The following is a 22,828-nucleotide window of genomic DNA, read 5'->3' as shown; positions in this document are numbered from 1 at the left end:
AGCCCGCAGAGGTAGGGTCTTCGTGGCCGAGGATGACCGTGGCGTTCTCGATCTAATCGTCACCCGCCTCACGCTCGCTGGCTATGACACCGCCTACGGCCGCGACGGCTGGGAGGCAATTCAAGGCATCCAGCTGACACGCCCGGCCGCCATCGTGCTGGATATCAACATGCCAAACCTCGACGGGTTTGGCGTCCTGGACGCCCTGCGGAAGAAGCCCCCGCTCGCGGCGATACCGGTCATGGTGTTGACCGCTCGTAACGCCCCAGGCGACGTCCAGCGGGCTATGGCGCTCGGCGCTCGTGATTTTCTGACCAAGCCCTTTGATGACGTCCAACTCCTTGCGCGCATTGCAAGACTGCTGCGGCCAAGGCCACGCGTGGCCGCGCGGACTCCCTCTTCACCACTCCTGATCCTGTAGAGTGCGGGGCAGGGATATTCGGCGATCACGTTTGGCGGAAGAGCTACGTTGTGCGGTTCTAAGCAATCAAAGCTAAAGCTTTTCGATCTAGCCTGTCGGCATGGTCGCCCATCACTCCCCCATAACGCCGCGTGCGATGGAACGTCGGCGAGCCCCGCGCCAGCGAACCTTTCTCGCGGGAAGGTTGGCTTACGGCGATCCCGCCGTGACTATTTCCTGCGGTATCCGCAACCTCAGCCCGGCCGGCGCACGGATCGAGCTTGAAAGCCCTGTCCTGTTGACGCTATCCGTCAGGCTCCTAGTACCCCGTGATGGCGTCGCCCATGACGCCACGGTGATTTGGCGTCGGGGCGCACAGGTCGGTTTGGCTCTGACCGGCGCCCACGATCTTAGGGATTCCGTCGATGAGCAGATTCGGACACTTCAGGCCATCTGGAAAGAGATGGCCCTCCGCTGAAGGTAAGAAAGCAGAACTGCGGCGACGATTGAGTTTGCACTTCCCGATTCTTCCGAGCATCGACGCGCCGGCCCTTTGCTGTCATGGTTCGACAGTCGGACTCCATGAGTCGCGACGTTCTCGGTCATGATTGGGCAGGCATTGCATGAGCGCCGATAGCCGTCATGGCTTGATCATCGAAGACGAGATGTTGATTGCCCTCGAAATCGAAGCGCATTTGCGTCATCTCGGATTTCTGTCCTTTGACATAGCCGATAGTCCACAAGAGGCTTTGATCCTCGCTAGGGGACATCGTCCAGATCTCATCACCGCCGACTACCGAATTTTGGAGGGAACAGGGCCGCAAGCCGTCGAGGCCATTCTGACCGAGATCGGCGTACTGCCGGTGATTTACGTCACCGGCAACGTGGATATGGTCCGGGGCCTTGGCTTTCCAGTCGTTGAAAAGCCCATCGTCTATGCCGCGTTAGAGGCCGCCGTTGACGCCGCTACTCCGTGAGCCGGCCAAGTGAACGACTAGCTCGATCGTAGGAACTGCCCGAAGATCGATCCTAAGGGCGGCACCGCACGTAGGATGCTCAAGATCTGCGTCGACAGCATGACATACCGGTCCTTGCCGCCTTTGCCGTGTTCAACCCGAATGACCATCCGGCCGCTATCGACGTCGCCAACCTTCAGGCTGCCGGCCTCGGACGCCCGCAGCCCGGCCGCATAAGCCGTCGTCAGCGCGACCCGTGTCTTCAGGCTGGGCACAGCTTCCAGAAAGTGAACCACCTCGTCGGTGCCCAGCACCACTGGCAGCTTACGCGGCTCTCGGGCGTAGACGATCCGCTCCGGGATCTCGCCGTGGCCAAGCGTGACGCCATAGAAGAAGCGCCGTGCGCAAACAGTCTGGTTCAGGGCGGGCCACGAGATGCCCGTAGAGACCAAATGGACTTGGCAGGCCCGAACATCCTCCAAGCCTAGCCGGTCTGGTGACCGACTAAAATACCGGCGGAACTTCGAGACTGCGTGAAGGTAGATCGCTGCGTCGCCGGCGAGAGGTTGCGGACGGACATGTCCTCGACCATGCGACAGCGAAGAGGGCTCATCTCGGCCATCTGGGGTGCTCCTGTCAGGAGGGTTGGCTCGACACCAAATCCTCTCAGACAGGGGCCTTCCCCTCAAACAGCTCGCACCAATCCCGCGTAGCGGGTTCGTTCAATCCACTCCGTCAACAGAACCCAGGCTCACCGGCGAACAGGGCCACTCTCCATCTGGCTTCGTTCTTTGTAGTGTCGGCTATGGAGCCTTTCGAGTTGCGCCCGCGGCGGCAACTTCGCGGTAAACCGCTCAGCTGCTCCGGCGTTTTCACACAGGCTCCAGCCGATCGAGAAAGCCCACCACGGCGTCGAGGAAGGCGTCATTACGGTCCCCCGCGACCATGTGAGATGCGCCGGCGACATCGGTGAACTGGGCGTTCTTTACTGTTGCGACGAAATCTTCGGCGGCTTCCCGCGTCACCAATTCGCTCAGCCGACCCCGAATGAGGTGCACTGGCAGGGCCAGACTGGCCAGCCCGGCGTCGAACGCCTGCGCATCTCGCCTCGACCGTTCCCGGTTCGCGCTTGCGACGAAGCTGGGATCCCAATGCCAGCGATATCGACCATCGCCGCCGCACCGAAGGTTCTTCGCCAATCCGGAAAGGTTCGAAGGCCTTGGGCGGTGGGGCAAATAGGAGCTGATCACATCGGCCGCCTCCTCAAGGCTAGCGAAACCTTCGCCGATATGGGCGCTCATGAAGCCCATGACTTTAGCGGCGCCGTCCATGTCCATGTTGGGCACAATGTCCACCAGGGTTATGGAGCTGAAGCTCCGAGGCGCGATCTCGGCTTCAGCGAGCAATCCCGCGAGCCCGCCGAGCGACGCGCCGATCAGCGCCGGACGTCCGCCCATCTCGTTGGCGACGGTTGCGAGGTCGCCCGCGAACCGTTCCATCTGGTAGTCGCCCGTCGGCGACCAACCGCTGTCGCCGTGGCCGCGCAGGTCCAGGGCGACGGCTTCCCAGCCGCGATCCGCCAGCGCCGCCGCGGTCTTGGCCCAGGCGTGCCGAGTCTGGCCGCCCCCGTGCGCCAGCAGCACGCCGCCGCGGATCGGCGCGCCGTAGCGGTCGGCGACGAGGTCGAGGCCGTCGGCCGTTCTGAAGACGGTACGGTGCGGTTCAGTCATCGATAATCCTCTTACGGGAACAGCCTGCCGGCGCCGACGACCGATCCTGCCAATCGGCCTTTTCCGCCGCGGACCGCCGCAACGTTCGCTTCAGGCTTTCCTTCATCCGGAAAGTCAGCGTAGCATGAAGATGTCATAACAAAACACATATGTGTCGGAGAAAGCATGAGCGACGTCGTTACGTTCGAGCGGAAGGACCATGTCGCGCTCATCACCCTCAACCGGCCTGAGGCCAGAAACGCCATCTCCCCGGAGATGCTGGTTCGACTGGCCGACACCTGGACCGCAGTGCGTGACGACCCCGACATCCGCGTCGCGGTGGTCACCGGCGCCGGTGATAAGGCTTTCTGTTCTGGAGCCGATCTTGGACGGTTCATTCCGTTGATGAGTCGCGCGCGGCCACCCGAAGACGAGTGGGATCGACGCCTGCTGGCGGACGGAGAGATGCTGGGCCGAGGGCTTCTTCGGACCTTCGACGTGGTCAAGCCGGTGATTGCGGCGATCAACGGTCACGCGATCGCCGGGGGCATGGAGCTGGCGCAGGGGACGGACCTGCGGGTCGCGTCCGAATCCGCCAAGTTTGGGGTGCAGGAAGTCAAGTGGGCGATCTTCCCAGGAGGCGGTTCGACGGTGAGACTGCCCCGACAAATACCCTATGCCCGGGCCATGGAGCTGCTGCTCACCGGCGATCTCATTACCGCCGCTGAAGCGCTCGAGTTGGGGTTCCTCAATCGCGTGGTCCCCCAGGCCGACGTGCTGCCCACAGCCCTTGATCTGGCTGAGCGCATCGCCGCCAACGGGCCGATTGCGGTACAGGCCATCCGCCGGTCGGCGCGAGCTTGCCTGGGCCGACCGGAAGCTGAAGCCATGCAGATCGAATCCGAAATGGCTGCCCCTGTCTTCCGAACCGAGGACGCCCGGGAGGGGCCACTCGCCTTCATGCAGAAACGCAAGCCTGTCTTCCAGGGTCGCTGACCCAAGGTCGGCTCAGCGACCCTCATCATCAGAGACAAGGAACACTGTCATGGCTTTGCACAGCCGCATCTGCGAGATTTTCGGTATCCGCTATCCCATCGTCCTCGCCGGAATGGGCGGGGCCAGTGTTCCCCGACTGGCAGCGGCGGTCTCCAATGCCGGAGGGCTAGGAATCCTTGGCGCCGCAGCCTGCTCGCCCGAGGAACTTCGCGCGTGGATCCGCGAAGTGCGATCGCTCACCGACAAGCCCTTCGGCGTCGACACATTGCTGCCGGCCTCGGTCCGCCGCGAGGTGGTCGACGCGGCGGCAGGCTCCGGCGAGGGCGGCAAGCCGTCGCCCATGGATCTGCTTGGCGACTATCAGGCGTTTGCAGCCGACTTCATGCGCCAGGAAGGCCTGCAAAAGGTCGTCCGTCCGCGCGAGGACACCAACGCCGAAGCTCGGGGCGGCCCCGCGTTCTTCTCCAAGGAGTTCTTCGAGGCGCAAATGGAGGTGGTGATCGAGGAAAAGGTGCCGGTCTACGCCGCGGGCCTGGGAAACCCCGGCCCCTGGATGGAGCGACTGCGGGAGAACGGTACAAAGATCATGGCCGTCATCGGGTCTGTGAAGCACGCGCTGCAGGTCGCCGCGTCTGGCATCGACGTGGTGGTCGCTCAGGGACATGACGGGGGCGGACACAATTCGCCGATCGGCACCATGGCGCTTATCCCCCAGGTCGTCGACGCCATGGCGGGGCGCATCCCGGTGCTCGGGGCCGGCGGTATTGCCGACGGCCGCGGCGTAGCCGCCGCGATGATGCTGGGGGCTGACGGCGCCTGGGTGGGCACCGCTTTCCTGGCGACGGAGGAAGCCGGCATTCAGCAATTCCAGAAGGAGGTTCTGGTCGAGTACGGCGATGGCGACACGGTAGTGTCAAAATCCGTCACCGGAAAGCCGGCCAGGATCATCCGCAATAAGTGGGCGCAGGCGTGGGTGGACGCGGAGAAGTCACCGCTGCCCATGCCCTTCCAGTCGATCATCGCCGGGCCCGTGCTCGCGGCGGCGACCCTGGACCAGCGCAAGGATATCGCGCCTGGGTTTGCCGGCCAGGGCATGGGGCTCATCAAGGCGATTCGCCCCGCCCGGGACGTCCTGGAAGACCTCGTCAGCGGCGCCGAGACCGCGCTCGCTCGCGCCGACCGTTTTCGCTAAGCCGTGAAAGGAAATGCAATGATCCCGCGCAGAATGCCCGAGTTTCACGCCGAGATGGTCGAAGCCTTCATGGCTTCGAGCAATCGGATGACCGGCCTCCCCGAGTTCCTGGGCCTGCGGATCGTGGCCATGGAACCGGGCGGCCTCACGGCGGAGATGGCTGTCGACCCAAAGCTGCTGACGGGCTTCGGCAACATGCATGGCGGCGTCCTGTCTGCCGCCTGCGATCACGTGTTGGGATGCGTCTGCTACCCCCATATGGAGAAGGGCCAGTGGGCGGCCACGACCGAGTTCAAGATCAACCTGCTCGCCCCGGTCAGCCGCGGGACGGTCACGGCGCATGCGGAAATCATCTCCATGAGCAAACAGACCGCGGTCGTCAGGATCGAGATGGAAAACGAGGGCCGGCTCTGCTGCTCGGCGCAGGGCACCGTCCTGATCCAGAACCCCAGACCCGCCTGACGAAAGTCCGACGCTCAGGCGGTCTTGTGGGCCGGGCCCGGGCTTCCGAGCACGTCGCCTATGATTTTGAGCAACTCGGCGCGGCGACCCCGGAACAGGTCCTTGGGGGCGGCCAGGCCAAGGGCCAGCGGACGTGCGGGCGGACTGACCGAGAGGGGGATGGCCAGCATCGCGGCGTTGTCGTTGACTAGGCCGGCATGGAAGGCGTGTCCTCGGGCAGCGACCTGGGCAACGTCTCTGGCGACCCCCTCGGCGGGCGGCGGCGCTTCATCGCCGTCCCACACCGCCAGGCCTTCGGCGATCAGCCGGGCCCTGCGATCAGGAGGGGCCATGGCCAGCAGCACGCGGCCCAGTGTCGAGCGAGCAAGGCATCGCCGCGTACCCGCCTTGACGTGGTAGCGGATCGGCGTCGCGCCCTCGATCACGCGGACGTACTGGCAGTAGCCGCCGCTCGCCGCACCCAGCACCACGGTCATCTGGGTTTGCTCTGCGATGTCACGCATCTGCTGCTGAATGCGCCGGAGCGGGAGGATTTCGTCGCCAACCCAGTGACCGAGCAGGGAGACCCGGATGGATGGAAAGAATGTCTTGTCGTCGGAGGAAAACTCCAGGTAGCCGAGATCGGCAAGGCTGCGGAGTAGCGCCGCAGTGCTGGAATGTGGATAGCCTAGCGCCAAGGCCACGTCCTGGATATGCGCAGGCCTGCGGACTTCGTCGAAGTATTCAAAAATCTCCAGGGTCCGAGCGGCGGACTTGACGACGGACTGATCAGGTTTTGGCATACGTTCAAATCCTTGGGCGCCCGCTCAGATCGAGAGCGCCGCCCGGGTTCCCTCCTCGATGGCCCGCACCGCATCCAGACCAGCAGCGTCCCGCGCGCCGCCGACCAGCGAATATGGAACCCGCCCAGCCGCCAGCGCCGGGGCGATTCCGGCTTGCGGCTCCTGGCCGATGCATAACACGAACGTGTCGGCCACGACCAATCGAGGGATACCGCCCACTGTGATATGCAGGCCCTCCAACGAGAGATGGCCATAGACGACATCCCCGGTCATGGCGACACCGCGGCGCGCCACCTCCTGGACGTTGGCCCAACCGCGCGTCTTGCTCAGGCCCGCGCCGAATGCTGATCCCGGCTTTCGCTGGAAGATCGTGACCCGTCGGGCCGCCGGCCAGGACGTCGGCGGCCGCTGCAGGGCGCCGCGCTCGGTAAAGGCCGTGTCGATCCCCCAATCCCGGGAGAACCCCTCAATGTCGGGCTCCGTGGGATCGCCCGCGCCAGTCGGATGCGCCAGCAGTTGAGCCACGTCGAAGCCAATGCCGCCCGCGCCCAGGATCGCCACCGTGTCGCCCGCTCGTTCGGGTGTTTCGATGGCCTGCGCATAGGTGAGCACACGAGGGTCGTCCACCCCGACCGAGTCCAGGGCTCGCGGCTCCACGCCGGTGGCCAGGATCACATGATCGTAGGCGGCGGCGAGAAGCTCCTGCGCGCGGGCAAGCGTTCCCAACCGGACTTCGACCCCGAGCTCGGACAGCCGCGCGCCGTAATATCCGATGGTTTCGGCATAGTCCTCCTTGCCCGGAATCCGCCGCGCGAGATTGAACTGCCCGCCGATCCGTTCCGACATTTCGAACAGGGTGACCCTGTGGCCCCGTTCCGCGCATGTCACAGCCGCGGCCAGGCCCGCGGGTCCCGCGCCAACGACCGCGACACGCTTGGATTCGATCGGGCCCGCGACATCGCCAAATTCGGCCTCGCGGCAGGCGGCGGGATTGACCATGCAGGTCGTGAGCTTGCCGGTGAAGGCGTTGTCCAGGCAGGCCTGATTGCAGCCAATGCACACATTGATCGCGGCGCGGCGCCCGGCCCGGGCCTTGGCGACGAAGTCGGGATCGGACAGGAAGGGCCGTGCCATTGAAACCATGTCGGCGTTGCCGTCGGCGATCAGGCGGTCGGCAAGCTCCGGGGTGTTGATCCGGTTCGACGCCACGACCGGCAAGTTGAGATGGGACCTGAGCCGTGCCACGGCCCACGCGAAAGCTCCGCGGGGCACCATGTGGGCGATGGTGGGGATCCGCGCCTCGTGCCAGCCGATCCCCGTATTGACCAGGTTCGCGCCGGCGTCCGCGACCGTCATGGCCTGATCGACCACCTCGTCGAAGGTGCTGCCACCCTCCACAAGATCGAGCAACGACTGCCGGTAGACGAGAATAAACTCATCACCGCAACGAGCGCGGACCGCCCGGACGATCTCGGTAGGCAGCCGCTGGCGATTGGCTGCAGAGCCCCCCCAGCGATCAGTGCGCTGATTGGTCCGCGGCGCCAGGAACTGGTTCAGCAAGTAACCTTCCGAACCCATGATCTCCACCCCGTCGTAGCCAGCCTCCTTGGCCAGCATCGCGGCGTTCGCGAAGTCCTCGATCGTAAGGAGAATCTCGTCCTCGGTCAGCTCGCGCGGCGTCAGCGGGTTAATTCTCGAGGCGATCGGTGACGGGGCGACGAGGCCGTCGTGACGCGCATAGCGGCCGGCGTGGAGGAGTTGCAGCACGATGAGCCCGCCGGACTGGCGCACAGCGGTCGTGATCCGGGCGTGTCCTGCCACGACGGCTTCGCGCATCACCGCGCCGTTCCGGCCTAGCCGGCCAGCCTCATTGGGCGATACGCCACCGGTTACGATCAGACCCGCGCCGCCTTGCGCCCGTCGGGCGAAGAACCGAGCCTGCCGATCGTATCCATCCGGCGCCTCTTCAAGGCCGGTGTGCATCGAGCCCATCAGCGTGCGGTTCGGGAGCGTCACGAACCCCAGGTTCAGCGGTGACAGCAGGTGAGGATAGGGCGACATGTCGATGCCTATGCTGGGACTGCGAATTTCGCCCTGGCTTGAGACAGGACGATACGGCCGTCTGCGGTTTCGCCCTGCACGATGGCCTCGCCATCGCCTGTGCGCCAAATCTTGGTGACGATGGTGTCCCCGTACAGCACCCGGTCAGCGAACCGGCCCTGGAAGGAATGGAAGGCGCCCGGATCGTCGGCGCATAGCTCTCGCAGGATGGCGCGACCCACAATGCCGTAGGTGCACAGCCCGTGCATGAAGGGCGCGTCGAACCCGCCCATCCTAGCGAACGCCGGGTCGATATGGATGGGGTTACGGTCGCCCGACAGCCGGTAGACCGCGCCTTGTTCGGCACGGGTCTCGAAGCTGGCCACAATATCCGGAGCACGGTCGGGGACGGCGCTATCTCCGCCCGAGGGGCCACGCTCGCCGCCGAAACCGCCCGCGCCGCGGACGAACAATGTAGCATGGGTCCGGAAAAGGTCGCCGTCGGCGTCGCGGGCCACACCCTCGACGCCCAGAACGGCGGCCTTTCCCTTGTCCCAGACCTCGGTGATGCGGCCGCTCACCTCGACGCTGGCTTCAGGGGGGAGGGGCCGGAACAGCTCGATGGACTGTTCGCCATGAAGCAGCATCTCCAGACGCATGTCGACGGTGCGCATCAGACCCCCCAAGGCGCCGCTGCCCGGGATCACGGCATAGGTCGGCAGAACCTTCGGGCCGCGGCCTTCATAGATGAAGTCCAGGTCTTCCGCCGGCCGCCCGCCGACGCCTAGGGCGTAGAGCATGGTGTCCTTGGAGGTCCAGGTCTGGGTGGTGGCGGGGAGCTCCAACCCGACGAGATCGGACGAAATCGGTATGCGTGTCATGGAAACTCCGGCTCTATGGGGTGGGACACTCAGGTTCGGGGCGCATGGCCGTCCGGCGGCCAGGCCTCGACACCGTCTTCCAGCGGAATGCGCAGGCTCTTCAGGAGCTGGGAGAACATGGTCCAGTTGCCGATCGCGACCACCAGCTCAATGCGCTCGGCCTCCGTCGCCAAGTGGAGGCAGCAGGCCTTCCAGGTGGCGTCCGAGATCATGCCCTGGTCGAGCGTGTCGTCGGTGGCCTGCAGCACAGCCCTGTCGGCCTCCGACAGGTTCGCCGCCCCCCGCCAGTCACGGGTGGCCGCCAGGTCGGCCTCGGGAATGTCGAGCCCGCGGGCCACCCGCCAGTGCTGGGTCCACTCATAGACCGAGCCGGTCCTCCAGCCGATCCGCATGATGATCAGTTCGCGCAGGCGGGCGTCGAGCTTGTTGCCTCGAAAGAGGAGGGTAGTGAGCGTGGAGGCAAGCTCGCCCGCCACCGCGGGATGCCGCAGGAGGACGCGAAACACGCTGAGCGCCGCCATCTGTTCAGAAATCCCCGCCGACCCGGCCGCGTTCGCCGCCTCTTCCAGACTCAGAAGGTCGATCCTCGGGGCGTCGGCGGTCATTGGGTTCATTCCATTGCGAAGGGCTGAGGGCGTGAGCCTGCGGAAGCTGATCGAAGGTCCTTGCCTAGATGGGAATATAACAGATATACGTTTTCTGCCACATATATGTGTTATGATTTGTTGCTGCGCAGCTGGAGGCGAAGCTCGTGATTCCCGCCAAGACCTTTGCGATGGTTCAGACGGCGCCGCGCACGCTTGAAATGCGTGACTTGCCGATCCCCGATATCGAAGCCGACAGCGCGATTCTGAGGATCGAGGCCTGCGGGATCTGTGGCAGCGACTACGAGCAATTCGAGGGGGTTCTGAAAACGCCTATGCCGGTGATCCCCGGGCACGAGCCCGTAGGGATCATCGAGGCGATCGGTGACAAGGCCGCGCGCCGCTGGGGCGTCGATGTCGGCGATCGGGTCGCCGTCGAGACCATGCTGTCTTGTCATAGCTGTGACACCTGCTTGGGCGGCCGCTACCACCTCTGCGCCGACCGGCAGATCTATTCCTACATTCCGCTATCGAACATGCCGGGGCTCTGGGGCGCCTATGCCCAGTACATGTACCTCGCCCCCAACACGATCGTTCACAAGATGGACAAGACCTTGCCGCCCGAGCTCGCGGTGATGTTCAACCCGCTGGGGGCCGGGTTCCGCTGGGCGGTGGAGATCCCTCAGACCCAGGTCGGCGACACTATCGTCATACTGGGACCGGGCCAGCGCGGTCTGGCCAGCGTCATCGCCGCGCGGCAGGCGGGTGCGGGGAAGATCATCGTGACGGGCATGGCCGCAGATGCCCGCAAGCTCGACCTCGCCCGGATCTTCGGGGCGCACCATACGATCGATGTCCAGAACGAGAACGCCATCGAACGCATCAAAGAACTCACCGGCGGGCGTGGCGCCGATGTCGTCGTGGAGGTGACCTCCTACGCCACCGACCCGGTGCGCGAAGCCCTCAGCTATGTGCGTCCCGGCGGTACGATCGTCCTGGCGGGGGTGAAGGGCTTCAAGCCAATACCGGACTTTGTCTCAGACCTGATCGTCTTCAAGGAGATCACCATCAAGGGGGCGATCGGCGTGACCTCGTCGGGATACCGAAAGGCCATCGACCTGATCGAGGCACGGTCGCTGCCACTTGAGCTGATGCACACTCACGACTTCGAGTTGAAGGACGCCGAACTGGCCATCCGGACGCTGGCGCGTCAGGTGACCGGAGATGAGTCCATCCACTCGTGCCTGATCCCGCCCACCTAGAACGACAGTCTTCAGGTCGTAACGCTTCGCCGATGTTCGAAAGACAGGAAAGAGCCGTGAGTTTCAGCGACAAGGCCGCCATCGTTGGCATCGGCGAGACCGAATACGTCAAAGGCTCGGAACGCACCGCCGTGGACCTGATGCTGGAGGCGGCCCGCAAGGCCATCGCCGACGCGGGGCTCAAGCCCTCGCAGATTGACGGGATGGTGCCGCCTCCGATCTACACATCGTCCGAGGAGCTTGCCGCCAACCTTGGTGTCGATGTGCTGCGGTACGCCTCCACCGTGCATATGGGTGGAGCTAGCCCCACCACAGCGCTGCAGAACGCCGCAACGGCCGTTGCTGCCGGCGTCGCCGACAACGTCCTCGTGGTGCTGGGGTGGAATGGCTACTCCGCGCTTCGTCCAAAGCCGGGCCGGCCGCCGCAGCGGGCCATGAACATGAACACGCTGACCCGCACCATCCAGGGTTTCTACATGCCCTACGGCGTGATGATGCCGGCGCAAATGTATTCCTGGATCGCGATGCGCCACAAGCACCTCTACGGGGTGCCCGACGAGGCGATGGGCGAGGTGGCCCTGGCCTGCCGTGCGCACGCCCAGCTCAACCCACGGGCCGTGACCTATGGCCAACCTCTGGACATGGACGCCTACCTGGGCGCGCGGTGGATTTCCGAGCCCTTCCGTCTGTACGACTGCTGCCTCGAGACGGATGGCGCCTGCGCGGTTGTGGTCACCAGCGCCGAGCGGGCGCGCGACATGCCGCACCGGCCCGTGCTGATCGCCGGCGCAGCGGAAGGCCACCCCTATCCAGCAGATGACATTCCCTCGCGGCCCGACATGCTCAAGATCGGCCTGTCCTACGCCGCGCCCCGAGCCTTCGAGATGGCCGGCGTCACCGCCCGCGACATGGACTTCCTGCAGGTCTACGACTGCTTCACCTATGTCGTGCTGCTGCAGCTGGAAGCGCTGGGGTTCAGCGCGCCCGGCGGCATCTACGACTTTGTGAAAGACGGCCAGATCCAGCTCGGCGGTCGCTATCCCCTGAACACCCATGGCGGTCTGCTTAGCGAAGCCCACGTCTGGGGACTCAATCATGTGCTGGAAGCCGTGCGCCAACTTCGCGGCGACGCCGGTGCGCGACAGGTGCCGGGGGCCAGTATCGGCCTGGTCACCGGATGGGGCGATCTCGGTGACGGCAGTCTGGCGATCTTGAGGAACTGACACCCATGCAACCTCCCACCGTTCCCGCGCCGCTTCCCAGGACCCAGGATCCCATGGACGAGGCCTTCTGGCAGCAATGCCAGGATGGGCGGCTGCGATTCCAGCGTTGTTCGGGCTGCGGCGCCTGGCGGTTCCTCCCGCGCTACATGTGCGCGCGGTGCGGGTCTCCAGATTTCGCCTGGACGCCCGTCCGCGGGACCGGCAGCCTCTATTCGTGGACCGTCACCCATCAGGCGCTTCACCCCGCCTTCGCCGCGGAAATCCCCTATGTCGCTGCGCTGGTGGAGCTCGACGAAGGCGTGCGGATGGCGAGCCGGTTGCTGAACTGCGACCGCCACGCATTGAAACTGGGCATCCCCGTCGAACTGGTCTTCCGAGAGCTTGGAGACGGTTTCCGCCTGCCTTGCTTCCAGCCATCCGAACAGGTCGCGCCATGAGCTGCGCCCCACGGAAGCGCCACGATTCTTTCGAAAGGACAGGCTGATGGATCTCACCTACAGCGCCGAACACCAGGCTTTTCGGCGCGAAGTGCTCGACTTTCTTGAGGCCCACCGCCATGCCGCCCTCAAGGGCGGCGGGGCTGCGCAGCGGCCCTCAGCAGAAGCGGTAGCCTGGCAGAAACTGTTGATCGCCCATGGTTACGCCGCGCGGACCATCCCGAAGGAATATGGAGGGTATGGGGCCGCGCTGGACATCCTGAAGTCCCGCATCATTGGCGAGGAATTCGCCCGGGCCGGCGTCCCACCGGGGCTACAGAGCCAGGGCATTTCGATGCTGGTTCCGACGCTGTTGGAACTGGGGACGGAAGATCAGAAGCGCCAGTGGATCGGGCCGACGATCCACGGCGAGGTTATCTGGTGTCAGGGATACTCCGAGCCGGGCTCGGGGTCCGACCTCGCCAGCCTTCAGACGCGCGCAACGGAGGATGGCGACGACTTCGTCATTAATGGCCAGAAGATCTGGACCAGCACGGCCCGCGAGGCTGACATGATCTTCTGCCTCGTGCGCACCGAGCCGGACAAGGGAAAGCACGACGGAATCAGCTATCTGATCTTTTCGATGAAAACGCCGGGGATCGAGGTCCGCCCCCTGGTGACCATGACCGGGCACGCCGAGTTCAACGAGACCTTCTTCACCGACGTGCGCGTCCCGAAGTCCCAGATCGTGGGAAAGCGCGGGCAGGGCTGGTTCGTCGCCAATGCCACCCTCAAGCACGAACGTGGAATGCTGGGGGACCCGGGCCAACTCGAAAGCCGCTTCCTTGCCTTGGCGGAGCTGATGCGGACTGAGACGGCCGGCGATGGCCGGATCATGGACAACCCGATCCTGCGAGATCGTCTGCTGCGGCTGCAGGCGGAACTCGCGGCGATGAAATTCAATGGGCTTCGCGTGCTGAGCGCCTCGTCGAATGGCGGCGAAGCGGGGCTCGCGCGGCTGATCGTCAAGCTACAGTCCTGCGAGCTGGCCCACCAGATATCGGCGCTGGCCATCGACGCCCTTGGCGAGCTCGGCGTGCTCTACGACGGCAGCCCGCACCTGCGCTCCCACGGCAGCTGGCAGCAGGCCTACATGTTCCAGCTTGGCCTGATCATCGGCGGTGGCACCGCGCAAATCCAGAAGAACATCATCGCCGAACGGGGGCTCGGCATGCCGCGTGAGCCGAAGCCCACCACGGAAGGGAGCCGCTCCTAATGGAATTCGGTCTTTCGAGCGAGCAGCGCATGCTGCAGGACGCCGTGGCCCGCTATCTCGCGGAGCAATCCCCGCTGCGCCATGTGCGAGATATCGCCGCCGCCGCGAAGCCCTACAGCCCCGATGTCGCGGCAGGCCTGGCGGATCTCGGCGTGCCGGGGGTTATCATCCCCGCGGAATTCGGCGGGATGGGCCTTGGCCTGCTGGAAGCGGCGCTGGTGGTCGAAACGCTCGGCTTCAGCGTCGCGCCGGCGCATTTCGTGGGCGCGCATGTGATGGCGCCGCTGGCGATCCTGCTCGGCGGGTCGGACAGCCAACAGCAGGCGTGGCTGCCGCAGCTGGCGACCGGGGCGGCGAGGGCGGCCGTCGCAGTCAGCCAAGCCGTGGAGGTCCGGGACGGGGTCGGGGTTGTCGCCAGGGACGGGTGGCTGGACGGGACAGCATTGTTCGTGCTCGACGCTGCGGACGCCGACCTGTTCGTGGTGGCGGACACCACCGGCGCATTGCACCTGGTCGCAGCCGACGCGCCCGGTCTCACGCAGATTCCGCTGACGACCATCGACAAGACCCGCTCAGTCGGCGAACTCCGGATGACGGGCGTCAAGGCCGATCCGTTGCCCGGCGGCGGCGGCCGGACCACCCGCCGTATCATCGACGCGGGGCGCATTATGCTGGCCGCCGACATCCTGGGCGCCGGCACGGCTATGATCGAACAGGCCGTGGCCTACGCTGGCAGTCGCGTGCAGTTTGGCCGGCCGATTGGGTCCTTCCAGGCGGTCAAGCACATGTGCGCCGAGATGGCGGCGGCCCTCGAGCCCTGCCGCTCGCTGGTCTGGTATGCGGCGCACGCCTTTGACCATGCGCCTGACGAATCGACCCTGATGGCGTGCCACGCAAAATCACACCTCTCCGAGGTCGGCCGGTTCGTCGCGCGGACCTCCACCGAAGTGCACGGGGGCATGGGTTTCACCGACCTCGCCGGGCTGCACTACTGGTTCAAGCGCATCGGTCTGGATCGCCAGCTGCTCGGCGGACCAGAACTCGTGCGCAACGAAGCCGCCCGCGTTCAGGGCTGGATCGCCGCTTAGGAAGCATGCCCATGACCTGGAATTTCGGCGATATCCTCGACGCGCTTCCGCAGGCCCTCCCGGCGGACGCGCCGGCCTTCATTCATGGGGATCGAACGATCACCTGGGGGGAGACGTCGCGTCGGTCGAATAACTTGGCGCGCGCAATCCTGGCTCGCGGCGCGAAGGCCGGCGACAAGGTGGCGTTCTATATGCGCAACCGCCCGGAGTATGGCGAGGCTCTTGCCGCCTGCTTCAAAGGGCGGCTGACCCACGCAAACGTCAACTATCGCTACAAGCCCGACGAGGTGTTTTACATCTTCGACGACTCAGACGCCCAGACGGTGATCTACGGATCTGAGTTCCGCGACACGATCCTCAAACTGAAGGGCCGACTGTCGAAGGTCGCGACCTTCATCGAGATCGACGAGGACGGCGCCCGGGCGCCCTTCGCGGAATCCTATGACCGCCTTGCCACGGCCGGCGATGGCGCGCCGCTGGAGATCGCACGTTCGCCGGACGATCTGCTGTTCATCTACACCGGCGGCACCACCGGCATGCCCAAGGGCGTCATGTGGCGCCATGACGACCTGCGGGAGGCCCAGCTCGACGGCTTGCGCCGGCTCGGGCCGGTGCCGGAAACCCTGGACGCGCATCTGGCCTTGATTCGCGCCTCGGGGCCCGGAAGCCGAACCCTCCCGGCCTGCCCGATGATGCATGGAACCGGTCTCATCACTGCGATCGGATGTATGATGAACGGCGGTTGCGTGGTCACCCTTCAGAACCCGTCGTTTGACGCCGACGAACTCTGGTCGGTCGTCGCGCGCCACCGGGTGCAATCCATCGCCCTGGTGGGCGACGCCTTCGCCAAGCCGATGCTCAAAGCGCTGGACGAGCAGCCTGGGCGCCACGACACATCGAGCCTAATCTCCGTGGTCTCCTCCGGCGTGATGTGGAGCCGCGAGGTCAAGGCGGGTCTGTTGCGCCATATTCCGCAGGTCGTGCTGATGGATTCCTTCGGCGCTTCAGAGGCGCTCGGCTTCGGCTCCTCGGCCATGACCAAGGACGGTGAGGTCAGGACCGCGACGTTCCAGATCGGTCCCCGGTGCAAGGTTTTCGACGAGGACGAGAGCCTTGTGGAGCCCGGCAGCGGCAAGGCCGGGATCATCGCCATCGGCGGCCCGATTCCTCTGGGCTACTACAAGGATCCGGGAAAGACCGCCAAGACCTTTCGCACCATCGCGGGCCAACGGTACTCGATCCCGGGAGACTGGTGCACTGTCGAGGCCGATGGTGCCATGACGCTGCTGGGACGGGGAAGCGCCTGCATCAACACCGCCGGCGAGAAGGTCTATCCCGAGGAGGTCGAGGAGGCGCTGAAGACCCACCCGGTCATCGAGGACGCGCTCGTGGTCGGTGTGCCCGATGACAAGTGGGGCCAGGCCGTCACCGGCGTGGTGGTGCTGGCGAGCGGCGTCACGTTCGACGAGGATGATGTACGCCGGCACGTACGCGCCAGCCTGGCTGGCTACAAGACCCCCAAGCGTATCCTACTGGCCCAGGTCCCATTGCGGGCTTCAAACGGCAAGGCGGACTACAAGACGGTCGCCGAGTTCGCGCGACGAGATTTGGGACTGGCCTGAAATTATGAAGACCCAACCCGCTGTTTCGCCCGAGATTCATACCGTCGAAGAGATCGATGTCGTTGTGGTCGGGGCTGGCTTCACCGGCCTCTACCAACTTCACCGCCTTCGCCAACTGGGGTTCTCGGTGCGGCTGCTTGAGGCCGGCGCCGACCTAGGTGGCATCTGGTACTGGAACTGCTACCCCGGCGCGCGTGTGGACACCCACGTCCCAATGTACGAGTTTTCCAGCGAGGATCTCTGGCGCGACTGGACCTGGACCGAGCGATTCCCAGCCTGGGACGAGCTGCGTCGCTATTTCCACTACGTCGATCAGAAGCTCGATCTGAGCCGCGACATCCGATTCAACACCCGAGTCGAAGGCGCCGAGTTCGACCGCGACCGCAACCAGTGGGTGGTCAGCATCCTGGACGGCGGAGCCGTGCGCGCAAGATTCCTGGTGCTCTGCACGGGATTCGCCGCCAAGCCCTATGTTCCGGACATCGCGGGGCTGGAGCGGTTCGAAGGCGTCAAACATCACACCGCGTGGTGGCCGCAGGACGGCCTCGACATGACGGACAAGCGCGTCGGCGTGATCGGCACCGGCGCCAGCGGCGTGCAGGTCGTGCAGGAGGCCGCACGCGTGGCCGCTCAGCTGACCGTCTTTCAGCGTACGCCGATCCTTGCCCTGGCCATGCAACAGTGCAGCCTGGACGAGGCAACCCAGCGCGACATGAAGAGGGATTACCCCGCGCGGTTCGCGCGCCGGCGCGAGAGCTTCGGCGGCTTCGATTTCCACGCCAGCGGCAAGTCCGCGCTTGAGGTCTCTCCGGAGGAGCGCGCAGCCATCTATGAGGCGAGCTGGGCGGCGGGCGGATTCAGCTTCTGGGCCTCGACCTTTTATGACGTGATGACGAACCTGCAGGCCAATCGCACCGCCTATGACTTCTGGCGAGAGAAGGTCCAGGCGCGCATCCGGGATCCAAAGCTCGCGGAGCAGTTGGCCCCAAAGGAGCCGCCGCACCCCTTCGGCGTCAAGCGCCCGTCCCTGGAGCAGACCTATTACGACGTGTTCAACCAGGACAACGTGCGCCTGGTGAATCTGAAGGCCACCCCGATCCTGGAGATCACCCCAAGGGGCGTGAGGACCGCGGAAGGGGATTGTGAACTCGACATCCTTGTCCTGGCCACGGGCTTCGATGCGGTCACCGGCGGCCTGACGCAAATCGACATCCGTGGCGTCGAGGGGCTTACGCTCAAGGAGAAGTGGGCCAAGGGCGCGCGAACTCACCTGGGCATGGCCAGCGCTGGCTTTCCCAACCTGCTGTTTCTCTACGGGCCGCAGAGCCCCTCGGGGTTCTGCAATGGCCCGACCTGCGCCGAACTGCAGGGCGACTGGGTGGTCGAATTCCTGGGACGCATGCGCGACGCGGGCGTTAGCCGGTTCGAGGCGACCACCGCCGCCGAACAGACCTGGAAGGACCATGTCGAGGCAGTTGGCGCCATGACGCTCTTTCCCCTGGCTGACTCCTGGTACATGGGCGCTAATATCCCGGGTAAGCCACGGGAATTATTGAATTATCCCGGCGGCGTTCCACTGTACCTGCAGATGTGTCAGGCAAGCGCCGACAAGGGCTATGAGGGGTTTGTCCTAGGGACCTGAGGTGCCCGTCGTCTTGATTGACGGGATAAGCAAGAGATGGAGAATCTAATGAGCGACGGCGCGATCGATCTGAGAGCCGAGGCCCGCGCAAAGGCCTACGCAATGCCGTTGGAAGACATCAACCTCGCCGACACCGAGCTCTGGCGCACCGATACGGTGTGGCCATACTTGGAGAGGTTGCGCAAGGAGGACCCGGTTCATCTACACCCGGCGCATCACCACCCGGACGGCGCCTTCTGGTCCATTACAAAGTATGCCGACATAATGGCCGTCGACATCAATCACGAGGTGTTCTCGTCGGAGCCATCGATCACGATCTTCGATCCGAAAGAAGACTTTACGCTTCCGATGTTCATCGCGATGGATCCGCCCAAACACGACGTACAGCGCAAAACCGTCAGCCCGATTGTCTCGCCGGCCAACCTCCACCTGATGGAGCCGTTGATCCGCAGCCGCATCACCAAGACCCTGGACGAACTTCCGATCGGCGAGCCCTTCGACTGGGTCGATCGGGTCTCCATCGAACTCACTACCCAGATGCTGGCCACCCTGTTCGACTTCCCCTGGGATGAACGGCGCAAGCTGACCCGCTGGTCGGACATCGCCACTGCGGGAGCTGAATCTGACCTGTTCGTCACGGAGGATTTCGAGACCGAGCGCAGGACGGAGCTGTTCGGCTGCGTGGACTACTTCACGCGGCTCTGGAATGAGCGGGTCAACGCCCCACCTAAGGGCGATCTGATCTCCATGCTGGCGCACGGCGAGGCCACACGGAACATGGACCGGATGGAGTACCTCGGGAATCTGCTCCTGCTGATCATCGGCGGCAATGACACCACCCGCAATACGATGACGGGCTCGATCCTGGCGATGAATCAGAACCCCGATCAGCTGCGAAAGCTACGCGAGAATCCCAGCCTGATCCCCTCCATGGTCTCCGAGACCATTCGCTGGCAGACCCCGCTCTCGAACATGCGGCGCACCGCCACTCAGGATTTCGAGCTTGGCGGCAAGCTCATCAGGAAAGGCGACAAGGTGCTGATCTGGTACGCCTCGGGCAACCGGGACGAGGAGGCGATCGAAAATCCCGAAGCCTACATCATCGACCGGGAACGGCCGCGCAACCACCTGTCCTTCGGTTTTGGTATTCACCGATGCGTGGGCAACCGGCTGGCCGAACTGCAGTTGCGGATTCTCTGGGAGGAAATCCTGCCGCGCTTTCCCGAAATCAGGGTGCTTGAAGAGCCTAAGCGCGTGCCGTCGGTCTTGATCCGGGGTTATTCGTCCATGCCGGTCATGATCCCCGCGCGTTCCTGAAGCCCACCTTCAACGCCAAGCAGACCGCCAACCGTGCGCCGTAAGATCGAGGTCGCACAGAATTCCACGTTCTGGGCGGCGTCGCAGGACGCCGTCCCAAAAGTATTTTCGCTGCGAAACAGCGGCTGGAGAAAAGTAAGTGGCCAAAATCACCTATTGTGAGCATGACGGAGCCGAGCACGTCGTTGACGTGAAGCCTGGGCTGTCGGTCATGGAAGGCGCCGTGAAGAACAGCATTCCGGGCATCGACGCCGACTGCGGCGGCGCCAGTGCCTGCGCCACATGTCACGTCTACGTGGACGCAGAGTGGACAAGCAAGACCGGCCCCAAAACGCCCATGGAGGTGTCCATGCTCGAATTCGCGGAAGGTGTGGCTGAGAACAGTCGACTCGCCTGCCAAATCAAGGTCACAGACGAACTCGACGGGTTAGTCGTACGGATGCCACAGAGTCAGCATTAGCCTCCTCGGGTAGGAACCCAGTCCGCGTAACATCAGTGACGCCGGCACGGCGCTGGTCCTGACCGATGTCGCCAATCGGAGGATGTCGTCCCAATGGGTTCGGATCAGCGCCTCGTCGATCCGGCCCGCGATGAAAGGCTCCAGCGCTGGCCACTGGGCGGCGGCGTTCAGATCGGCGCCGCGGTAGAGCAGACCGTCCAGGACGTGGAGCGCTTCGCCATCGGCGACCGAGATCGGCTTGCTATGGTAGGGCGCGTAGCGGCCAGAGATGTGCGTATAGAAGCTGATCGCCGGTGAGCTGCCCTTGTGCGGGTTGACAGCGCCTGTAGATTCACCCCGCCCGCCCAGGGGAAAATGCTGGCCGTCCGAGCTTGAGGTGGAGGCCTCGCCGAACGCGGCGGCGAGCGGATTGGCCTGTTGTGCCGCCACGATCCGCGCCAGGGCGCGGCCGTAGGTTTCTTCCCGCAGATGCCAGCCGGCGGTCCAGACTAGCTGCTTATAGGTTGCGACGGAGCAGGCCTCGGCCATGCCGGTCAGGCCGAGATTGGTGGCGTCCGCCAACACAGTGGTCAGGATCACCCGGTTGTCCTCAAACGGAAGGCCGGATCGTAGATGGGTGAAGCAGTCGCTGAAGCCGGTCCAAGCGGCGACCTCGGTGAGAAGGTCGATGATGCGGATCTTGGGCAGAAGTCCATACGTAGCCATCCGGCGTAGCTTTCAATTACCCACATTCTGATCCCCCGCGATCTCGGCGCCGAGTTTGATGTCGGTGAGGCGGGTGAGGCCGCGCCAGACGACCGTATTGCCCGGTGGAGGGTCCGCGGCTCTTGCAAGGTATCCGCCAAGGCGGGCGAGCTTTGTCAGATAGAAGATCAGCGTGCCAGGCGGGGTCTTGCGGTTGCCGGCGTCGCCGACGAGGCGGTCGAGAAGTACGATCTCCGCGTCGGTCAGCGCCACGGTGGGCGGCGCTTCAGGCGAAGTTCGGGCGAGCATCGTCAGCCACAACACCCGCCAGCTGATGATGCAGAAAACCGAGACCAGGTTTGCCAGGCGATCGGCGGTGCGCAATTTTGCATCCTCCGCTCGGCAGCCGGATTTCAGGATTTTATGGAAGACCTCGATCTTCCAACGCATCGCGTACCATTGGATCTTCTCGACGGCCTCAGCGCAGCTTGCGACCGGAAGGTCGGTGAGCAACTTCCATTCGATGCGCTTTCTACCCCTGGGGGCGTTCGGCTCGACAGCATGAATGACCGTGAGGTCCAAGGGCGGATAGCGCTTCTGCTTTCCGATCGGCGGCAAGACTCTGATCCGTTTGAAGCGGACGTCCAAGGCCACTTTGACGACCTCGCCGGCGTCGTCGCGCACTTCGATGATGTGCTGGCCCGCGGCGTGGACACCACTCATTTCGGCCGAAATCGTATGGCTTCCGTCACCAGCCAGGCGGTCGACGCAGGTGCGGACCACGAAGTGTGTGCCCAACTCCTTGGCGAGGCAGTAGAGCTCGAAGATATCGCTCTCGCGGTCGCCCACGTGAATACACCGGTCAGGCCGGCCCAGGCGGTCGATCGATTGGCGGAGATTTTCCAACCATCGAACGCTCTCCTTCTGCTCGATCGGCACGCGCGTCGGGTTGATCTTGCGCTTGAGCGCGGCGGTTCCTCTGAACTTGTCGCGGTTCCAGAATTTCACTGCCGTAAGCCCGAGGGGAAGCCCCTCCACGGTGACCGCCAGGCTGGAATGCATCAGGATTCCGCAGACGGCGTGGTGGCGCAGACACCCTTCCTTGTCGCGACCGCTGTTGACGCTCTTGGTGAATCCGACGTCGCGGGGATGCCGCCGCTGATAGGTGAACTCCGTCGTGTCCTGCAGCAGCAGAATGGGGCCATCACAGGCGTCAAACCGCGTGCGCGTTGCCGCGAAGTGGCCGCTCAGGATATCGCCTTCCTCCACTTTCGCGTTCGAGAAGAACCTGTAGGCCGCCTTGGTGTTCGCCCAGTCCTGGCACGCGAAGGGAATGGACCCGCCCATTCCGTCGCCGAGCTGCTTCAAGATATCCGCGAACCGGCGGCCAAGCCGGGCGTCCTTGAACGCCCCCTGGTCGACCTCTCGGTCGCTCCAATGCGCCGATCGATCGACCGCATCTCCGTCTCGAACCGCCATCTTGCACCGCTTCAACCGAATCAGCTGCCTGATACAGAATCATAACTGATTCAATCGATTCAAGATTTTCCCGCGCCATTATCCAAAAGAGTCAGAGACTTATGGGTAATTGAAAGGCCCACCGGATGGGTACGCTTCATCCAGACCAGCCTCAGGGAATGGGCCTACGCCAGGCCCTACCGATCCTCAGTCGAGCGAACCCAGGCCATCGAGACCTGGACCAAGACCTACAATCTCAACAGACCCCACTCCGGCATCGCCGGCCTCACACCATGGCAGCGTGTGAACAACCTTCTTGGAAACGACAGCTAGCGCCCCCGATCTTGCACCGTGCAAGCCTTCGCTCCTGAAGAAAGC

The 22,828-nt window shown here is 64.4% G+C and carries 22 protein-coding genes and 2 pseudogenes; 16 read left to right on the top strand and 8 right to left on the bottom strand.

Annotation, left to right across the window (positions count from 1 at the left end; translation table 11 throughout):
- The first annotated feature begins 22 nt into the window (after positions 1 to 22).
- From ACW17Z_RS20200 to ACW17Z_RS20190, 3 genes are all read left to right on the top strand, one after another.
- Entirely contained in the window at positions 23 to 421 is a 399-nt protein-coding gene (locus ACW17Z_RS20200; RefSeq protein WP_492059027.1) for a response regulator transcription factor, read from the top strand.
- A gap of 100 nt (positions 422 to 521) precedes the next feature.
- Positions 522 to 878 carry a PilZ domain-containing protein gene (locus tag ACW17Z_RS20195; protein ID WP_150108225.1) on the top strand — a complete coding sequence of 119 codons (357 nt, stop codon included), beginning with the start codon at positions 522 to 524 and terminating at the stop codon, positions 876 to 878.
- Positions 879 to 1,023: 145 nt separating this feature from the next.
- Positions 1,024 to 1,377: a response regulator gene (locus ACW17Z_RS20190; protein WP_012274991.1), complete on the top strand. Its 354-nt coding sequence runs from the start codon at positions 1,024 to 1,026 to the stop codon at positions 1,375 to 1,377.
- Positions 1,378 to 1,445: 68 nt separating this feature from the next.
- Here the strand turns inward: ACW17Z_RS20190 and ACW17Z_RS20185 are convergent.
- A pseudogene (locus ACW17Z_RS20185) lies at positions 1,446 to 1,978 on the bottom strand (tyrosine-type recombinase/integrase); the annotation flags it as partial.
- A gap of 250 nt (positions 1,979 to 2,228) precedes the next feature.
- On the bottom strand, positions 2,229 to 3,086 hold the full coding sequence (locus ACW17Z_RS20180; RefSeq protein WP_012274989.1) for an alpha/beta fold hydrolase: 858 nt from the start codon (positions 3,084 to 3,086) through the stop codon (positions 2,229 to 2,231).
- Between the two features lie 165 nt (positions 3,087 to 3,251).
- On the opposite strand from ACW17Z_RS20180, the gene ACW17Z_RS20175 reads away from it, so the two are divergent.
- From ACW17Z_RS20175 to ACW17Z_RS20165, 3 genes are read left to right on the top strand one after another with little or no spacing between them, the layout of a single operon-like run.
- The gene (locus ACW17Z_RS20175; protein ID WP_012274988.1) at positions 3,252 to 4,061 is read left to right on the top strand and encodes an enoyl-CoA hydratase-related protein; all 810 of its coding nucleotides are present in this window, start codon (positions 3,252 to 3,254) and stop codon (positions 4,059 to 4,061) included.
- Positions 4,062 to 4,110: 49 nt separating this feature from the next.
- Positions 4,111 to 5,253, top strand: coding sequence for an NAD(P)H-dependent flavin oxidoreductase (locus tag ACW17Z_RS20170; RefSeq protein ID WP_492059024.1), 1,143 nt, complete (start codon positions 4,111 to 4,113; stop codon positions 5,251 to 5,253).
- An 18-nt stretch (positions 5,254 to 5,271) separates the two neighbouring features.
- Positions 5,272 to 5,715, top strand: coding sequence for a PaaI family thioesterase (locus ACW17Z_RS20165; protein ID WP_012274986.1), 444 nt, complete (start codon positions 5,272 to 5,274; stop codon positions 5,713 to 5,715).
- A gap of 14 nt (positions 5,716 to 5,729) precedes the next feature.
- On the opposite strand, the gene ACW17Z_RS20160 is transcribed toward ACW17Z_RS20165, so the two are convergent.
- The 4 genes from ACW17Z_RS20160 to ACW17Z_RS20145 are packed head-to-tail and all read right to left on the bottom strand — an operon-like array spanning position 5,730 to position 10,023.
- A complete protein-coding gene (locus ACW17Z_RS20160; protein ID WP_492059022.1) occupies positions 5,730 to 6,497 on the bottom strand; it encodes an IclR family transcriptional regulator in 768 nt (255 codons plus the stop codon).
- Between the two features lie 24 nt (positions 6,498 to 6,521).
- Complete coding sequence (locus ACW17Z_RS20155; RefSeq protein WP_492059020.1) at positions 6,522 to 8,558, bottom strand: FAD-dependent oxidoreductase; 2,037 nt, start codon at positions 8,556 to 8,558, stop codon at positions 6,522 to 6,524.
- 8 nt (positions 8,559 to 8,566) lie between these two features.
- Positions 8,567 to 9,418: a MaoC/PaaZ C-terminal domain-containing protein gene (locus ACW17Z_RS20150; protein ID WP_492059019.1), complete on the bottom strand. Its 852-nt coding sequence runs from the start codon at positions 9,416 to 9,418 to the stop codon at positions 8,567 to 8,569.
- A 29-nt stretch (positions 9,419 to 9,447) separates the two neighbouring features.
- Positions 9,448 to 10,023 (bottom strand): carboxymuconolactone decarboxylase family protein, encoded by a 576-nt coding sequence (locus tag ACW17Z_RS20145; protein ID WP_492059017.1) that lies wholly within the window; start codon positions 10,021 to 10,023, stop codon positions 9,448 to 9,450.
- Between the two features lie 146 nt (positions 10,024 to 10,169).
- Between ACW17Z_RS20145 and ACW17Z_RS20140 the strand changes: the two genes are divergently transcribed.
- The 9 genes from ACW17Z_RS20140 (at position 10,170) to ACW17Z_RS20100 (ending at position 20,308) form a co-directional block, all read left to right on the top strand.
- On the top strand, positions 10,170 to 11,264 hold the full coding sequence (locus ACW17Z_RS20140) for a zinc-dependent alcohol dehydrogenase (RefSeq protein ID WP_012274981.1): 1,095 nt from the start codon (positions 10,170 to 10,172) through the stop codon (positions 11,262 to 11,264).
- Positions 11,265 to 11,320: 56 nt separating this feature from the next.
- A complete protein-coding gene (locus ACW17Z_RS20135) occupies positions 11,321 to 12,487 on the top strand; it encodes a thiolase C-terminal domain-containing protein (RefSeq protein WP_304821723.1) in 1,167 nt (388 codons plus the stop codon).
- A 53-nt stretch (positions 12,488 to 12,540) separates the two neighbouring features.
- Positions 12,541 to 12,924 (top strand): Zn-ribbon domain-containing OB-fold protein, encoded by a 384-nt coding sequence (locus ACW17Z_RS20130; protein ID WP_304821726.1) that lies wholly within the window; start codon positions 12,541 to 12,543, stop codon positions 12,922 to 12,924.
- 46 nt (positions 12,925 to 12,970) lie between these two features.
- Positions 12,971 to 14,179: an acyl-CoA dehydrogenase family protein gene (locus ACW17Z_RS20125; protein ID WP_492059014.1), complete on the top strand. Its 1,209-nt coding sequence runs from the start codon at positions 12,971 to 12,973 to the stop codon at positions 14,177 to 14,179.
- On the top strand, positions 14,179 to 15,267 hold the full coding sequence (locus ACW17Z_RS20120) for an acyl-CoA dehydrogenase family protein (RefSeq protein ID WP_492059013.1): 1,089 nt from the start codon (positions 14,179 to 14,181) through the stop codon (positions 15,265 to 15,267). The genes ACW17Z_RS20125 and ACW17Z_RS20120 overlap by 1 nt, the downstream gene beginning before the upstream one ends.
- Positions 15,268 to 15,278: 11 nt before the next feature.
- Positions 15,279 to 16,889 carry an acyl-CoA synthetase gene (locus tag ACW17Z_RS20115; protein WP_492059011.1) on the top strand — a complete coding sequence of 537 codons (1,611 nt, stop codon included), beginning with the start codon at positions 15,279 to 15,281 and terminating at the stop codon, positions 16,887 to 16,889.
- A gap of 4 nt (positions 16,890 to 16,893) precedes the next feature.
- Positions 16,894 to 18,531, top strand: coding sequence for a flavin-containing monooxygenase (locus ACW17Z_RS20110; RefSeq protein WP_492059009.1), 1,638 nt, complete (start codon positions 16,894 to 16,896; stop codon positions 18,529 to 18,531).
- A gap of 48 nt (positions 18,532 to 18,579) precedes the next feature.
- Positions 18,580 to 19,848 carry a cytochrome P450 gene (locus ACW17Z_RS20105; RefSeq protein WP_492059008.1) on the top strand — a complete coding sequence of 423 codons (1,269 nt, stop codon included), beginning with the start codon at positions 18,580 to 18,582 and terminating at the stop codon, positions 19,846 to 19,848.
- Positions 19,849 to 19,987: 139 nt separating this feature from the next.
- Positions 19,988 to 20,308, top strand: coding sequence for a 2Fe-2S iron-sulfur cluster-binding protein (locus ACW17Z_RS20100; RefSeq protein WP_492059006.1), 321 nt, complete (start codon positions 19,988 to 19,990; stop codon positions 20,306 to 20,308).
- On the opposite strand, the pseudogene ACW17Z_RS20095 reads toward ACW17Z_RS20100, so the two are convergent.
- A pseudogene (locus tag ACW17Z_RS20095) lies at positions 20,294 to 21,004 on the bottom strand (Tn3 family transposase); the annotation flags it as partial. The gene ACW17Z_RS20100 and the pseudogene ACW17Z_RS20095 overlap by 15 nt on opposite strands.
- 21 nt (positions 21,005 to 21,025) lie before the next feature.
- Positions 21,026 to 22,471, bottom strand: a complete 1,446-nt coding sequence (locus ACW17Z_RS20090; protein WP_492059004.1) for an IS4 family transposase — start codon at positions 22,469 to 22,471, stop codon at positions 21,026 to 21,028.
- Positions 22,472 to 22,516: 45 nt separating this feature from the next.
- Here ACW17Z_RS20090 and ACW17Z_RS20085 point away from each other — a divergent pair, with 45 nt between their 5' ends.
- Positions 22,517 to 22,783: an integrase core domain-containing protein gene (locus ACW17Z_RS20085; RefSeq protein WP_492059033.1), complete on the top strand. Its 267-nt coding sequence runs from the start codon at positions 22,517 to 22,519 to the stop codon at positions 22,781 to 22,783.
- Positions 22,784 to 22,828 lie beyond the last annotated feature (45 nt).

The organism is Caulobacter sp. GSs2, from assembly GCF_058680895.1.
This window is presented reverse-complemented; position numbering and strand designations above follow the sequence as displayed.